Origin of the sequence: Paraglaciecola sp. L3A3, assembly GCF_009796765.1 — a bacterium.
Taxonomy (GTDB): domain Bacteria; phylum Pseudomonadota; class Gammaproteobacteria; order Enterobacterales; family Alteromonadaceae; genus Paraglaciecola.
On the sequence record NZ_CP047023.1, the window covers coordinates 256157 to 271920 of the forward strand.

The 15764-nt window shown below is 39.1% G+C and carries 12 protein-coding genes; 5 read left to right on the forward strand and 7 right to left on the reverse strand.

From position 1 onward, the window contains the following. Positions 1–7: 7 nt before the first annotated feature. A complete protein-coding gene (locus GQR87_RS01050; RefSeq protein ID WP_158965691.1) occupies positions 8–667 on the reverse strand; it encodes an NADPH-dependent FMN reductase in 660 nt (219 codons plus the stop codon). An 88-nt stretch (positions 668–755) separates the two neighbouring features. Further along, positions 756–1388 (reverse strand): hypothetical protein, encoded by a 633-nt coding sequence (locus GQR87_RS01055; RefSeq protein ID WP_158965693.1) that lies wholly within the window; start codon positions 1386–1388, stop codon positions 756–758. 463 nt (positions 1389–1851) lie between these two features. Here GQR87_RS01055 and GQR87_RS01060 point away from each other — a divergent pair, with 463 nt between their 5' ends. The 5 genes from GQR87_RS01060 to GQR87_RS01080 all read left to right on the forward strand — a co-directional run bounded on the left by GQR87_RS01060 (position 1852) and on the right by GQR87_RS01080 (position 7598). Further along, positions 1852–2250 (forward strand): hypothetical protein, encoded by a 399-nt coding sequence (locus GQR87_RS01060; RefSeq protein WP_158965695.1) that lies wholly within the window; start codon positions 1852–1854, stop codon positions 2248–2250. Between the two features lie 16 nt (positions 2251–2266). After that, positions 2267–3562 carry a hypothetical protein gene (locus GQR87_RS01065; protein ID WP_158965697.1) on the forward strand — a complete coding sequence of 432 codons (1296 nt, stop codon included), beginning with the start codon at positions 2267–2269 and terminating at the stop codon, positions 3560–3562. A gap of 350 nt (positions 3563–3912) precedes the next feature. Further along, on the forward strand, positions 3913–4617 hold the full coding sequence (locus GQR87_RS01070) for a FadR/GntR family transcriptional regulator (RefSeq protein ID WP_158965699.1): 705 nt from the start codon (positions 3913–3915) through the stop codon (positions 4615–4617). A gap of 200 nt (positions 4618–4817) precedes the next feature. Then, the gene (pckA, locus tag GQR87_RS01075) at positions 4818–6422 is read left to right on the forward strand and encodes a phosphoenolpyruvate carboxykinase (ATP) (protein ID WP_158965701.1); all 1605 of its coding nucleotides are present in this window, start codon (positions 4818–4820) and stop codon (positions 6420–6422) included. Positions 6423–6485: 63 nt separating this feature from the next. Then, on the forward strand, positions 6486–7598 hold the full coding sequence (locus tag GQR87_RS01080; protein ID WP_199271670.1) for a 6-phosphofructokinase: 1113 nt from the start codon (positions 6486–6488) through the stop codon (positions 7596–7598). Positions 7599–7665: 67 nt separating this feature from the next. Here the strand turns inward: GQR87_RS01080 and GQR87_RS01085 are convergent, their stop codons facing one another. From GQR87_RS01085 to GQR87_RS01105, 5 genes are all read right to left on the reverse strand, one after another. Beyond that, positions 7666–9105: a DUF1501 domain-containing protein gene (locus GQR87_RS01085; RefSeq protein ID WP_158965703.1), complete on the reverse strand. Its 1440-nt coding sequence runs from the start codon at positions 9103–9105 to the stop codon at positions 7666–7668. Positions 9106–9119: 14 nt separating this feature from the next. Next, a complete protein-coding gene (locus GQR87_RS01090; RefSeq protein ID WP_233267367.1) occupies positions 9120–12368 on the reverse strand; it encodes a DUF1553 domain-containing protein in 3249 nt (1082 codons plus the stop codon). Positions 12369–12372: 4 nt separating this feature from the next. Further along, complete coding sequence (locus GQR87_RS01095; RefSeq protein ID WP_233267368.1) at positions 12373–13569, reverse strand: 6-bladed beta-propeller; 1197 nt, start codon at positions 13567–13569, stop codon at positions 12373–12375. 18 nt (positions 13570–13587) lie between these two features. Next, positions 13588–15018 carry a c-type cytochrome domain-containing protein gene (locus tag GQR87_RS01100; protein ID WP_158965705.1) on the reverse strand — a complete coding sequence of 477 codons (1431 nt, stop codon included), beginning with the start codon at positions 15016–15018 and terminating at the stop codon, positions 13588–13590. Positions 15019–15168: 150 nt separating this feature from the next. Next, complete coding sequence (locus GQR87_RS01105; RefSeq protein WP_158965707.1) at positions 15169–15696, reverse strand: gamma carbonic anhydrase family protein; 528 nt, start codon at positions 15694–15696, stop codon at positions 15169–15171. Between the last annotated feature and the right edge of the window lie 68 nt (positions 15697–15764).

Here is a 15764-nt window from a genome sequence, read left to right on the forward strand (position 1 = left end):
TTAGTTTTTAAGGCGCGTTTCGTTGAGCTGGTGTGGTTTTAAAATCATTGATCATTTTATGGGGATCAAGCTCGACTCTGTGTTTATTTGTCGCCTCTGCCCACCAAACTAATTGACTAAAAGTACGAGTAAAATAATCAAACCAAGAAGTCTGTTGTTCAGTTACTTGGCAAGCTCCGTCTTCAGTTAATACCTCTTGTGCTTTAGGGACATGGATCATGGCCGAAACAGGCAAACATCCCAACTCAGCGAGAAAAGTTCGCATATTAACCGCTGCCCTCATACCGCCCCACTGGCCAGCTGAATAAGTGACTATGGCACTGGGTTTATAAGCAAACAAAGAACTACCAAAATGATTGAGTAAATTAGCTAAGGCTGGGCTCATAGAGTGATTATATTCGGGGCTGACCATAATAAATCCATCGCTGGTTTGTATTTTTGCCGCTAGTTCATTTAATGCAGATGGAGCCTTTCCTTCTGCATAGGAAAAATGAGGTTTAAACACTGCTTCAAGAGGATAATCTAATGCATCGACTAACTCCACTTCATGTTCTTCATATCGAGTGGTTAAACATTCAATACAAGCTTTGCAAACTCTATCTCCAAGACGTGCCGGCCGAGGAGGAGTACTGTCTCGAACCGTTCCCAAAAATACTAAAAATTTCATTTACAACACCCCATTTATAGATTTAATTCATTGCAACAGAATAACTCCCCTAATCAGCCATATTTTCTAGTATCTGTCCTTATGTGCTTCATTCTGTTGTTTTATCTTGTTGCTGATTATCAACCAGTACTTGTGTCTGCCCCTCAGAAGTAAAACCCAAACCTACATTAGTAAAAAGTAATTTGTTGTCATTATTCACTACTTGTCTTCCTTCTTTTAAAAAGTCGACAATTTGTTGCTCGGGGACGTCTTGCTCTTTCAGTTTAGCAGCTTGTTGTTTGGCTTGATCCCACTCAATTAATTTAGATAAACGACTGCTTTGTTGAACTAACTTATTGAGCCGTTGATCGGCATCTAAATATTGTTGTAACTGTTTGGCATTTTTTGTATCGCCTGAGACTAAAAGTTTACCGTCTTCGATTGTAATTTCGCTGTCAATATTGATCTGATAAACATCAGCCAGTTGTTTAAATTCATTGTTTAGTTTGTTTTTATTAAATTGAAAATAATTTTCTAGAGTGGCTGAGTTGACTTCAATTTCGCCTTTCTCGATTTTGTCTAAAGTGCCCTCAAATTGCCCTAAGCTAAGTTCGGTATCAACCGCTTGGATATTTCCGGCAATATTTTGCCCCTGCTTATTTGCCAAATCTTCTAATATGCTGGTGGACTTATTATTGTCGCCAATATAGTCAAATAAGGTTAGAGCTTTGTTTATTTGCATAGTGATGGGCCGTTTATTGCGTCATATAATTAATACCTTTAAATTCAAATAGCAATTAACAGGCCAGTGTCTATATTTGCCTAGCTGTCATGATGATATTCTGTAACGCTTATAAATAAAGGTTTCTTATAAGTCAAAATTTACTCACCAAGTATTGAGAGAGATTATTCAGTCGTTTTTACCTGTAAATTTATATAATTTATTTATAGAGGCCTTTTTGAGTTTAATGGCTAAGTATTAGCGGATATTGATTTTTTATTACGGGATGTTTTTTTGCCAGTTTTTTTTATCCTTAAAGTTTATGAATAAGTGTTTTTAGCATTGCTTAGATATGAGATAAGGATTACTCTACTTGTACAGATACAGTTATTTTAATGAAATAATTAATTTGATATTTAAACAAAATTTTATAAATAGTTTGCTGAATAAGCCTTCATTAATTACCTTGCTAGTCATAATGGTAATGTTTACCTCGCACTTATTTGCTCAAAATTCTTCATCCCCTCTAGTTGTTGTGGTTAACCAAGCAAACGTAATTAACCAATTAACCAAAAGACAAGTAATTGATATATATATGGGCCGTTTTAATACGTTCCCTGACGGCTCACCTGTTTTACCTATTGATCACCCGCGAGGCTCGAGCCAAAAAGAAGCTTTTTACCAGACATTAGTTGGGCAAAACGAACGAAAAGTGAATGCTTATTGGTCTCGATTACTTTTTTCAGGTAGAGCAAAACCACCCCTTCAGGCCGACTCAGAAGTTATGGTATTTAATACTCTATTTGTTCAACCATATGCCCTTGCATATGTCAGTGAAGCAGACGTCACTTCGGAGATGAAAATTGTTTATCGATTTAAATAAAATAGAGGCGCATTTTATGCGTGCACAATTACATTTTAAGTTTTGTTTTGCCTCGATCTTGGTTGCAATCTTATTATTGTTTTTATTACCAAAAAATTCAGCAGTGGCCAGTGAAACTAGTTTTAGTGGTTTTATGAATATTGGCCTGACTCATACTGATCATGAACGTTTGAAATTTAGAACTTCGGTAGTCAACGAAGGTCGAAATGGTACAACATTGGCCACTGATTCTATTTTAGGATTACAAGTTAATACTCAGTTTTCTGATAAGTGGGACGCTGTTGCACAAGTTGTTCTTCATGACAGGCGAGATAAAGCATTTTCAAACCTTTTAGAGATCGCATTCTTACGATATCAATTAACACGCAATTGGTCGGCTCAATTTGGCCGGTTTAGTACCAACAATTATTTATATACGGATACAAGGTTTGTCACTAATGCATTGACATGGGTTAGGCCGCCTTTAGAAATGTATTCTACTGTAGGTGCTGTGGGTAATATGACTGGGGCGCAAATTGACTATACCTATGATGTTAGTTTTGGTGTGGTCAATTTAGGTTTAGCTCATGGCTTTAGTAATTTTCGTAGTGATTTAAATAATGGGTCTACTGGTAAATTTAGAGCTAAATATAACAACTTGAGTGCATTACATATCGACATGCAAGCCATAAACTGGCGAGTTAAAGCCGCATATCTTACTGCTTTATTAGGAGATGTTGAGTTTTATGGTAGTGATGTGTTTAGAAACATTGAAAGTGCGGTTCCTGAGATTCTTCTGCCTTTTGCGACGGAATTGAAAGAAGCAGTGGTTCCAGAAAATTCACGTGTCACATATGTTGCTATTGGAGGAGAGTATTCCCAAGACGCTTGGCAGTTTATTGCTGAGTATGGTAATTATGATAGTGATTGGGGAATTGCCAAAAGTGCGCAGTTTGGCTATGTTTCTACGGCCTATAATTTTGATAATTTCGCCCCCTATTTGGTGCTGTCAAAATATGTACGGGATGAGGAACCCGAAGTCATAGATTTTTCTCAAGCTGAAGCAAGTTTACCTGTAATCGCATATTATCAGTTACTAGCATTAACAGCCGACGTGAATAATGAAGTTGTTTCAAACTCAATTGATCAAGATTCTATTAGTATAGGAATCAAATGGGACTTCTCATATACGTGGAATTGTAAAATACAATTTGACCACAACAGAATAACTGAAAACGGTAGTGGGCTTTATGATGATTTGAATAGTGATATTTCAGCCCCAGATAAGCTGAGTTATAATGTGATGAGTCTTAGTTTAGCTACAACATTCTAATATCCTCGTTAGGTAGATGAGCTGATTTAGGGTTTATCCGTGTAAATTGGTTGTGTGGATATTTCACTAACGGGCATGCCAAAGGTCGCTGCAATTGTTATTTTTTCAGGGAAACTATACAATTGCCCCGATAACCTCGCAAATCCTGAGTGGCTGAAATTGTAGCCATCTGAATTACCTAAACAAGTAATAGCTATAAATCCTTATTTTCATGTAGTTATCTCAATAGTTGATGGCTGATGCGGGTTAATCTTTTACCAAGCTAATGAATAGGCTCCAGGGTTAAATACTCATTTAGCCGAGCAACGTCATAAGCGATAAAACCATTTACCCTAAAAGTTGAAATATCTATGCCAAACACTGAACACCTTAGCCAACGTCTTTACCTGCAAATCGCTGACAAATTAGCTGAATTGGTGAAAAATGGAGAAGTAAAAGTAGGCGCTCGCTTTGCTGCAGAAAGAGAACTGGCTGCCGATTTTGGTGTCAGTCGTTCAACTATTCGTGAGGCTATGATTGCGCTTGAGGTGAGTGGATTAGTTGAAATTCGTTCAGGTTCTGGTATCTATGCATTAGATCCTTCGCGCAAAATGAGTTCGACCATAGCAAATGAAGATATGCCCGGCCCATTTGAGGTATTAGAAGCTCGAATGTTACTGGAAGCTGAGTCGGCTAAGTTAGCTGCCGAGCGTATTAGTAATGATGAGTTACTTCAACTTAAACAGATATTAGTGTCTATGTCAGCCGCAATTGAGCAGGGCAATATCGAAGAAGCTGAAAAAATAGACCATGCATTCCATTTGGCCATAGTTACAGCAACCAGAAATGGCGCCCTAGTACCTATCTATGAATGGTTATGGCAGGTAAGAGAATTGTCTGAAGTGAGTAAAAGGTTTCACCTTAAATTACGCGATAAAGGTTCCACTCCTAAGATTGATGAACACAAAGCGGTTTGTGATGCGTTGATGCAGAGAGATGGTGAAAAAGCTAAAGCGGCAATTGAAGCCCATTTGTCAAACGTAATGAGTAGATTGTCTGCCTGTACCTTAGTGTGATTATATTTCTGCGTTATTGAGTGCTGGCATACTCAAACTATCTGTTTTTTGTCTAAAAAATGTCTGTTACCTTGCGAATTTTCAATGCTTATTGTGGATTTCCACATATGTTGATTTTACTTTTTACCTAAAACAATATCTCTTGTAGACTAATCTTAAAGGATAATCTTTAAGTTATTGAAGTTCAGGAGCTACACATAATGAAACAAATTGATTTGAGTCAGTATGGCATATTAGGTGCTCATAATGTCGTATACAATCCTTCCTACGAACTACTTTACCAAGAAGAAACTAAACCTGATTTAGAAGGTTATGAAAAAGGCATAAAAACAGAGTTTGGTGCTATTGCTGTTTCTACCGGTGAGTTTACCGGGCGATCACCTAAAGATAAATTTATCGTGCTTGATGAAGTCAGTAAAGAATATTTATGGTGGACCAGTGAACAGGCTCATAACGATAATAAACCTATCAGTCAGGACGCATGGCTAGAATTAAAAAAATTAGTCACAGATCAGTTATCAAGTAAAAGATTATTTGTTGTTGATGCTTATTGTGGTGCTAATGAAAACTCTCGGATGAAAGTGCGCTTTATTACTGAAGTGGCTTGGCAAGCGCATTTTGTCAAAAACATGTTTATTCGACCCACAGATGAACAACTTGATGATTTTGCCGAGCCTGATTTTGTGGTGCTTAACGGCTCAAAAATTACCGACACCAGTTGGCAATTGCATGGACTCAATTCTGAAGTGTTTGTCACTTTTAATATGGCAGAAAAAATGCAGATTATCGGTGGTACTTGGTACGGCGGTGAGATGAAGAAAGGTATGTTCTCAATGATGAACTACTATCTACCGTTACAACATATGGGGTCGATGCATTGTGCGGCAAATATGGGAGAAAATGGTGATGTGGCTATTTTCTTTGGTTTGTCAGGTACAGGTAAAACCACACTTTCTACCGATCCCAAACGAAAATTAATTGGTGATGATGAACATGGGTGGGATAAAAATGGCATCTTTAATTTTGAAGGTGGATGCTATGCCAAAACCATAGATCTTGACCCTGACAGCGAACCCGATATTTACAACGCCATAAAACGAAATGCCTTATTAGAAAATGTGGTGGTGGACAATAATGGTAAAGTTGATTTTAGTGACACGTCTATTACCCAAAATGGGCGAGTTTCCTATCCTATTTATCATATCGATAATATTGTTAAACCTATATCAAAAGCTGGTCACGCTAATAAAGTTATATTTTTAACCGCAGATGCTTTTGGCGTATTTCCTCCAGTGTCGAAACTGACTGCCGAGCAAACTAAATATTATTTTCTTTCCGGTTTTACTGCAAAATTGGCAGGCACAGAACGAGGAATTACTGAGCCAGTGCCGACATTTTCTCCTTGTTTTGGTAAAGCATTTTTAACATTACATCCTATTAAGTATGCTGAAACATTAGTTGAACGTATGGATTCTGTTGGTGCCCAAGCATATATTGTTAACACGGGATGGAATGGCACAGGCAAGCGCATTTCAATAAAAGATACACGCGCCATTATTGATGCAATTCTGGATGGATCTCTCGATGATACACATATGATTAATCTACCTATTTTCAACCTTGCGGTACCTACTACACTACCCAATGTAGATGCTAATATTCTTGATCCAAGACAAACTTATCAAACACCTGAGCAGTGGCAACAAAAAGCGACTCGATTAGCTCAGTTATTTATTGATAACTTTAATGGGTTTACTGATATAGAAGCTGGCCAAGAATTAATTGATGTTGGACCTCAGCTCTAACACGTTATTTATTCTAAACGTGGGATTACTTTTGGGTATTTTCACTTCGTAAGGGTGACTTTTATGGTTATGAAAATTGGTGTACTCACAGGTGGTGGTGATTGTTCCGGCTTAAACGCCGCTATTCGTGCTATTACAAAAAGTTTGATCCACGAATTTGGCGCTGAAGTGATAGGCATTGAAAAAGGTATTTTAGGGCTACTAGAAAACAAAACAAAACCTCTCAACCTAGCATCTGTGAGTGGCTTGATTGACAAAGGAGGCACTCTTCTTAAAACTTGTAATAATGTTTCTCCGTTTAATTATCATGGTAACGATTGTAGTCAATTAGTTGTTGATAATTATAAGGCTTTGCAGCTAGATGGCATTATTGTTATGGGGGGAGATGGCACTATGAGTATGTGTCATGAGCTCTCTCAGCTTGGTCTGAATTTTGTTGGTGTACCTAAAACAATTGATAACGATTTAGTTAACACTGACCGTACTTTTGGTTTTGAAACCGCTGTAGGAGTAGTAGTTGATGCCATTGATCGGCTTAAAACTACTAGCTATAGCCATAATCGAATTATGATTATTGAAACAATGGGACGTTATGCTGGTTGGATAGCGTTACATGCTGGTCTAGCAGGCGCGGCTGATGTCATTCTTTTACCAGAATATCCTTATGAGCTAGATACAGTGATTAGTGCGATTGAAAGCCGGGCTGCACATGAATCTCCTAGTATTATCGTTATTGCCGAAGGGGCAATTGCCAAAGGAGGGGATTATATTGTTAGTAAAACTGTTGAAAATAGCCCTGATGCCATTCGTCTAGGAGGTGTGGGTCACCATTTGCAGCAAGAGCTTGAAAAACATATCTCATTGGAAGTACGTACTACTGTATTGGGGCATATTCAGCGTGGCGGTACAACAAGTGCATTTGATCGTATTTTCTCTACCAATGTAGGTTGTTATGCCGCATCACTGGTTGCCCAAGGAAGATATGGACGTATGGTTACAGTGCAAAATGGCAAACTTTCCTCCATTCCTTTGGAATCTGTGGCAAACAAAACTCGAACCGTGCAAAAAGATGATATGACTTTAATAAGTGCTTTATCCCTGGGCATTTGTTTTGGGGATAAAAATTTACAAGCTAGTTTAACTACAATTAATGATGAAAAAATGAAGTCTAATTAGTTGTTATCTGATGGCCGTTTTAGATGAACTGACAACTATAAAAATAGTCGTCAGATTAAGCTTGGGTTCAGGCTAATATCCCTTTTACTACTTTGCCATGTACGTCGGTTAATCTAAAACGACGACCTTGGTATTTAAAGGTCAGTCTTTCATGGTCTATCCCCATTAAGTTTAAAATAGTGGCATGTAGGTCATGAACATGAACTGGATCTTTTACCACATTGTAAGAAAACTCGTCGGTTTCACCATAAGATAGTCCCGCTTTTACTCCTCCGCCAGCCATCCACATAGTTGAAGCATTTGGATGATGATCACGACCATATTTCTTATCCGTAAATTTACCCTGACAATAACTAGTCCGGCCAAATTCACCTCCCCATACCACTAAGGTGTCGTCTAGCAGTCCACGTTGTTTTAAATCTGTGACTAATGCGGCCGATGCTTGGTCGGTTTCTTGGCATTGTTTACGAATTCCACCGGGTAAACCACTGTGATGATCCCAACCTCGGTGAAATAATTGGGTAAATTTAACATTACGCTCGGCTAACCTGCGAGCTAACAAACAATTGGCAGCATAAGTGCCCGGAGTACGGGAGTCTGGTCCATACATATCGAACACCCAATCGGGTTCATCAGAAAAATCATTTACATCAGGTACAGAGGTTTGCATACGTTGCGCCATTTCGTATTGGGCAATGCGGGAGTGAATTTCGTCATCCATTGTTTTGGCATGTTGAATGCCATGCAATTTGGCTAAATAACTCAACATTTCACGGCGGTCGTGCCTGTCTATACCGCTTGGGTTATTAACAAAAAGCACTGGATCTTTACCTGCCCTGAATCTCACCCCTTGGTGGATGGAAGGCAAAAATCCATTTCCCCACAAACGAGCAAATACTGGTTGGCCTTTAGTTTGATTGGTGAGTAACACAATAAACGGCGGTAAATTATCATTATTGCTACCTAAGCCATAACTTAACCAAGCACCAAGACTAGGCCGTCCAGCAATGGGGAAGCCGGTTAATATAAAGGTTGCTGCTGGATCATGGTTAATAGAGTCTGTTTGCACTGATTTAATAAAGCATAAGTCGTCAGCTATATTGGCGGTATGTGGTAATAACTCACTGACCCAAGCACCTGATTCGCCATGTTGTTTAAAATCAAAAATAGATTTCACTAATGGCAATGAAGTTTGTTGTGCTGTCATAGTGGTTAATTTTGTTTCACCCCTGACTTCACTGGGGATTTCTTGACCATGCATTTTTTCCAGCATGGGTTTGTAATCAAACAATTCCATTTGCGACGGGCCACCGCTTTGGAATAAGTAAATCATACGTTTGGCTTTGGCAGGAATGTGCGGTTGGCCCATCACGCCATTTAAACTGTTATCAGGCATGATGATTTTTTTATCTTGCGCCAAACTAAATCCCGGTATACCTGATAGGCCTGCTGCAGTTCCTGCTAGCGAAGCACCTTTTAAAAATTGTCTACGGTTAAATAAGTTCATTTTTAGTCTCCGGGTTATCGCTTAATAACAGTCGCGTCATGATTGATAACTAAGTTGGCAACAGCACTTAATGCCGCCACTAGGGTTTTGTCTAATGTTGGGTTCGGGGCTTTTTCGCCTATCGCCAGTAATGAGTCTGCGTCTTGTGGTAATTTGGAATACTTATCAACAAACTGCTTGTACATATCATCTAATACACTTAACTCATCTTGGTCAGGGTATTGACTGGTGAGTGAACGATATAGTTGAATTAAACGTTGTTCTTTATCAGCTGATTGCAGCATTACTTGTTCAGCTAAAACACGGCCAGCCTCGACAAATTGAGGATCATTCATCATGGTTAGTGCTTGCAATGGTGTGCTGGTGGCTTGACGTGCGCCGACAGTATAAGTACGTGTTGGTGTATCAAATGTATGCATACTAGGTGGCGGCGCATTGCGTTTCCAAACCGTGTACATGCTGCGACGATATAAATCATCGCCTTTGCTTTGCACGTATGTCGCTCGGTTCATTGTCCACAAACCTTCTGGTTGGTAGGGGTAAACACTTTTTCCCCCTATTTTTTTCACCAGTAGGCCGCTTGCTGCTAATACGTTGTCTCGTAACATTTCGGCGGTTAAGCGGTTAGATGGGCCACTGGCAAATAAAGTGTTTTCTGGATCCGCAGCTTTAAGTTCTGGGCTAGCAATAGAGCTTTGTTTGTATGTTGCTGTCATGGCGATAGTTTTTAGTATGTGTTTGACATTCCAGCCCGAATCAATAAATTCCCGACTTAGCCAATCAAGTGCATCAGGGTGAGTGGGCAGTTTACCTTGGCTACCAAAATCTTCTGGGGTGCGCACTATGCCATTACCCATTAACATCGCCCAATAACGGTTGCTCACAACACGAGCCATAAGTGGGTGTTTTGGATCGGTTAACCATTTAGCCAAACCAATACGGTTTTTAGGTAATGATTCATCAAATGGGAAGACTGCGGCAGGCACACCTGGCTCCACTTCTTCACCATGCTCTGAATACAAACCACGCTCTAATATATAACTAGGGCGGCGTTGGCCTTTTAATTCTTGCATGATCATCATTTCACTAATGGGTTCAACCAGACTACTTTGCTCAACCCTAAGTTTTGTTAGTTGGCTAAATTGTTGTTGATACTCTTGGTTGAAGACCTTGTTATAAAAGTCGTGCAAAGCTTGAGTATTTTCTACTTGAGCTAAATTCAAGGTTTCGCCCATTTGTTGTTTGGCATTGGCTAATACTTCGATTTGAGTAAGATCCCGTGACCATAACTTTATGTCATCCACTAGGGTATTCGCCGCACCTCTATCTCGCCAGCGCGCACCTACTTTCAAGCCAGCAACTAGTCCAAGGTTGTCTTTTTTCTCTTGGCTGATTTCTTTGTACAGATTATCTCGCTCGACATTCATCTCAACAGGTTTGCCATCTATATAAAAAATGACACCTTTGGCTTTTGATGAGCTGTCGTAAGTCAGAGCAAGATGTTGCCATTGATTTTTAGTGACAGGGTCTTTAGAGCGTAATGCAATTGCATTGTATGGGTAGCTGTGAGCTAAGCGAACTAACCAATAATTATCTTCAACGCTGACATCAAACCCTTTGTATGTATATAAAGTCGAAGATTTATTGTTGTGGAATATCACCCCACTTTTAATCGATTCGGGCAGTTTGACGTTAACCGCAACCGAAAAGGGCGTGGCGCGACTAAATTGATCTTCGTCAGGAAAATACAGAGCGTCTTCACCATTTAATAATATACTTTGACCTTGTTTATTTGTTTGAGTGACAAATTTAGCGCCAGTTTTTTCGTTGGCATTCGAGCTGAATAAAACTTGTCCCGGTTTGTTTTTCCGTATGGTGTTGGCTATGGATTGATTATTATCGTCTGCATTTAGGGGGAAGTGGGCAACTAATGATTTTTTCGCCAATAAGTCTGCAGCAACTGTGTTCTTCCAATTATTTAAACCCTGTTTAGGTGTTTTTATACTTTGTGCCAACTTAGTTTCACTATGGGCAACTTTGTCATTAATAAGGTTAACTTTGTTTTGTTGAACTTCTGTAGGTAACAACATAGTGGGCACAGGCATATCTTTCGGATCCCAAGAAATTTGACCTGAGTCATCGTTGTTATTAAACATCGCGAAGGTTTGGTAATAATCTTTAGTGGGGATATCGTCATATTTATGGTCATGACATTGAGCGCAATGTAAGGTGAGCCCCATTAATCCGGTACCTACAGCCTGTACTCGGTCTTTTACATATTCAACTCTGAACTCTTCTAATACCAAGCCTCCTTCGTTGTTTTGAGTGTGCATACGGTTAAAAGCTGTGGCCATTTTTTGTTCAGCTGTAGCATTAGGTAAAAGATCTCCAGCTAACTGCCAAGTGACAAATTCGTCAAAAGGCATGTTCTGGTTAAATTTTTCTATTACCCAATCACGGAAAGGTGAAACATCTCTAAAGGGGTCGGTGGCATAGCCATGGGTGTCGGCATAACGGGCCACATCTAACCATTCAGTGGCAACTCGTTCACCATATGCTGGACTGGTAAGAAGTCTGTCAATTACTGTCTCATAAGCATTTTCACTGTTGTCAGCTATAAAAGCGTCAATTTCTTGTAGGCTAGGGGGTAAACCTGTTAAATCAAAAGTGACACGACGTATCAGTGTTTCTTTATCGGCTTCGGGAGTGGGTGATAAGTTTTTGTCTTCAATCTGTTTTAAAACAAAATAATCCAGTTCGTTGACCGGCCAGTCTTTAAGTTTGATTGCAGGTGGTTGTTTTTTCTCAGGAGTAATAAATGACCAGTGTTTTTTATATTCTGCGCCTTGTTTAATCCATTTACTGATCATGGCCTTTTCTCGATCTGACAAAGTCAAATTGGAATTAGGCGGTGGCATAATCATGTTCGGATCAGTAGAGGTGATTCTTTGTAATGCTTCACTTTTTTCTGGTTTACCAGGGACTATGGCGTGGTTGCCTGATTCCAGTACGTGTTGAGTGGCAAGTTCAAATGTATTTAAACTTAATCCCGCTTTAGCGTTGGATGAATCTGGCCCATGACATAAAAAACAGGTGTCAGATAAAATAGGTTTTATGTGAAAGTTGTAATCAACTACCTCAGGCAAGTTGTATTTGGCAGACTCTGCATCCGCTTGCGAATTATCGGTACAACTCATCAAGCCAATAAATGGTAGTGTGCAGAGAGTAAGTTTAGAGATTTGGATAAACTGTTTAGAAAACATAATATTAAACTCGCTCTAATTTAATGGGGTAGGTTTGATTGGAATTCCATTGACCCACATATAAGTTTTCGTCTTCGTCTACACAAACTGCATGACAGTGGTTAAAGACATCCCAAGTGGTGTGCATATTTTGCAGCTGGCCGTTTTTATAAACAGGTTCGGTACCACCTGGATTTGATACAACTTTGTTGTTTTTATCTAAGATAGTAATAAAGCCAGAGTTGCTTTGACGTTTGCCATCGACCACAGACCAACACACTGGAATATAAGCATAGTCACCTTTAAAAGTCGGGCCGCCTACAAATGCGCCTGGCGTGGCAATTGTGCTGCGGTATTTTCCATCCATTTCAAATAACTTAAGTTCATTGGCCGCTCGTGAACTAACAACTAAGTGGGGATCAGCAGGATTTCGCAGATCAATGCCAATACCGTGAGTATTACTTAAATTATAGTTGGGATCTTGATTGTTCTTACCACCCCAATGACGGATATATTGGCCATTATGGTTGTACTGAATTAAGCGATCAGAGCCATAGCCATCAGTTACGTATAAATCACCATTCGCGGCTATGGTTATGTCGGTTGGGCGAAATGGTTCATCTGCCTGATAAATGCCAATCGTTAATGGGTGACCAATGGTGTATATAAGTTTGCCATCTAGGGTTAACTTGCTAATAAAACCCTGCTGTGGAATAAATTTGTTGGTTGGTGATTTCCAATTGCCAGTAGTGACACCATCCCAGTGTCGATTTAACACCCAGCCACTATCCACTATATATATAAAGTCTTCGCCATTTTCATGGTTAATTTTGACTGAGTGAGCGCCCGGGTATTGTGTGCCCCATGCATCCAGTAACTTGCCATCTTTGTTGTAGATCACGAAGTTATTTTTATCGTTATCGGTCACCATGATAATGCGACCTTTAGAATCAAAGGCTAAACCATGACAGTTTTCCACTGGCACTTTATGAGGGTCTAAGTTACCCCAAAAGTAGTTCACTCTATATTTAAACTCGCCGTGACCAACAATTTTCCCGTGGGCATTTTCTCGAGAGGCTTTGGGTAATGGCTTTTTAGGTGGCTCATGAGCATTGGATTTCTCGCTAAAAGCAGCTAACAGCAAGGCAGAACTTAATGCTGAACTATTTTTAATAAACTTTCGTTTACTATTGTCGACTGTATTTTGCTTGTCGTTGTCCATGGTTATTTCTATACCTCTTTATAGGGTTGCTTTTTTAGCTTGGTTTTTAAGGACTTTTTCAGTCGCCGCTTGGAAGTCTGGTATTTTGTTCGATAGTCCAAATATCTTGAGATCTGGTTTTATGGCAGATATTTCTGTTATTGCACCTTGGGTTAAAGCTGTTTGACCAACGTATAATTGTTTTAGCTGGCTAATATTTAATAAAACCGACGACGACGCATCTGTGATCTTTGTACTATAAAGGTTTAGATATTGTAGATTAGTTAGTGTTTGTAGCGCTGCTAATCCAGCGTCATCAATAGGCGTTTTGTTTAAACGTAATCTTAGTAAATTCTCTAGTTGGCCAATACTGCTCAACTGCTCTGTTGTAATCTGAGAATTGACTAGATTAAGATAAGCTATATATTTTTTAGCTTCGAGTAAGGCGGCTATAGCTTGATCAGGAATTGCTTGTAAGTTTGATGAATAATCGACATCTAAATAATTCACATCTTTGGCAATGGTTTTGACTAAAAAACCTTGCTGCTGTAAATCCACAATGATTTCTTCTGGAATACTCGGATGTTTAGGCAATGGCCAAGTATTGTCTGCAGCCACTAATCCTAGTTGTTGAGCGATAATCTTCTTATCCGCTGTATTTAGAGTGCTGGTAGTAATATTACCGCTTACTGGCAAGCCTGATTTTATCCACCACGCTAAGGTTTTTACTTGGTTCTCGGATAATGCTGTTTTACCTTCAGCAGGCATAAATTCTTTGTGATGTTCATCTAAGGTAATTCGGCGATATAGCTCACTGTTGTTTAATTTGCCATCTCCCCAGGTACTAGCTGTTTTACCTCCTTTAATAATGTCTTCTATATTTGCCAGGTTAAGTTTGCCCTTTGCTTTGGCATCATTATGACAACTGACACAATTACCTTTGAAGATAGGTTTAACAAGATCTAGATATATATCGGCATCTTCAATTTTAGTGATAGGTGGTCGAGGTGTTTGATAAGGTTCGAAGCCAGCGAGTGTTCTGACAAAGTTTGGTGCGTGTTCGACTAAGTAAGTTTCACCGTGAGTCATGTTGGCGCCGTAATGGCCAGTAGAGAATAATAAAAATAGTTGTAAGCTAGCTAAGCCAATGATTAAAAATTTATTCGCTGTTTTTTTGTATGTGAAGAATAAAGTACAAATAACAGCAATAGAGGCAACAGAGATACCAAAAGCCATATGAATGAATACAGCTACTTCGCTATATCCGCCGCCAGTAGAAAGCATATAACCAAGAATACAGGCAGAGATTGCTGAAAATGCACCCCAAAACCAAACTAAGTTGAATAATTTTGTCCGTTCTTTGTTAAAGAAAGCGCAATGTATTTCTAATAAAGCTGCAAGTAACAATATACCAATTGGTAGATGCAGCACGAGTACATGAAAACGACCAAAAAATTGAATTAAATCCACAAGTAAACCAAACTATAAGCAAGCTTAGTTTGTATACTAATATAAAATTCATATAAAAATAAGATTTATTGTTAACAATTTATCATCCAAATAACATTTTTAACCTTAAGTTTACTTGCAGACTGTGTCTTATAATGCCTGCATCCAATTCTATTCTAGGTAATCATTTTTCAGTTCGACGTAATTGATTGCAGACTGTTTAAGGAAAGCTAACTCACTTTCTTTTAAAGGTCTTACTTGTCTGGCAGGATTACCAACATATAAATAACCACTCTCTAGTGTCTTATTAGGAGGTACAAGGGAACCACCACCAATAAATACGTCATCTTCGACAACTACTCCATCCATAAGTATTGCCCCCATACCTACCAATATGCGGTTTCCAAGGGTACACCCATGCAACATACACTTATGACCAACAGTCACATCGTCACCAATAATAAGAGGAAAACCTGCTTGTAAGCCATCAGATGAGCGAGTGACATGCAATACAGATCCATCCTGTACATTTGTTCTAGCACCAATTTTGATATAGTTAACATCACCTCTTGCTGCTACCAGAGGCCAAATGCTTACATCTTCTGCACAAGTTACATCACCAATTAATACTGCTGAATCGTCTATATAAGTGTTTTCACCGATAGTAGGTAATATGTTTTTGTATCGTCTAATTGTCATCTTTAACTCCGCATATGGATTGTTTTAAAATGATAATAGCAAAAATGATTGCAGATCCTCGCAATTTT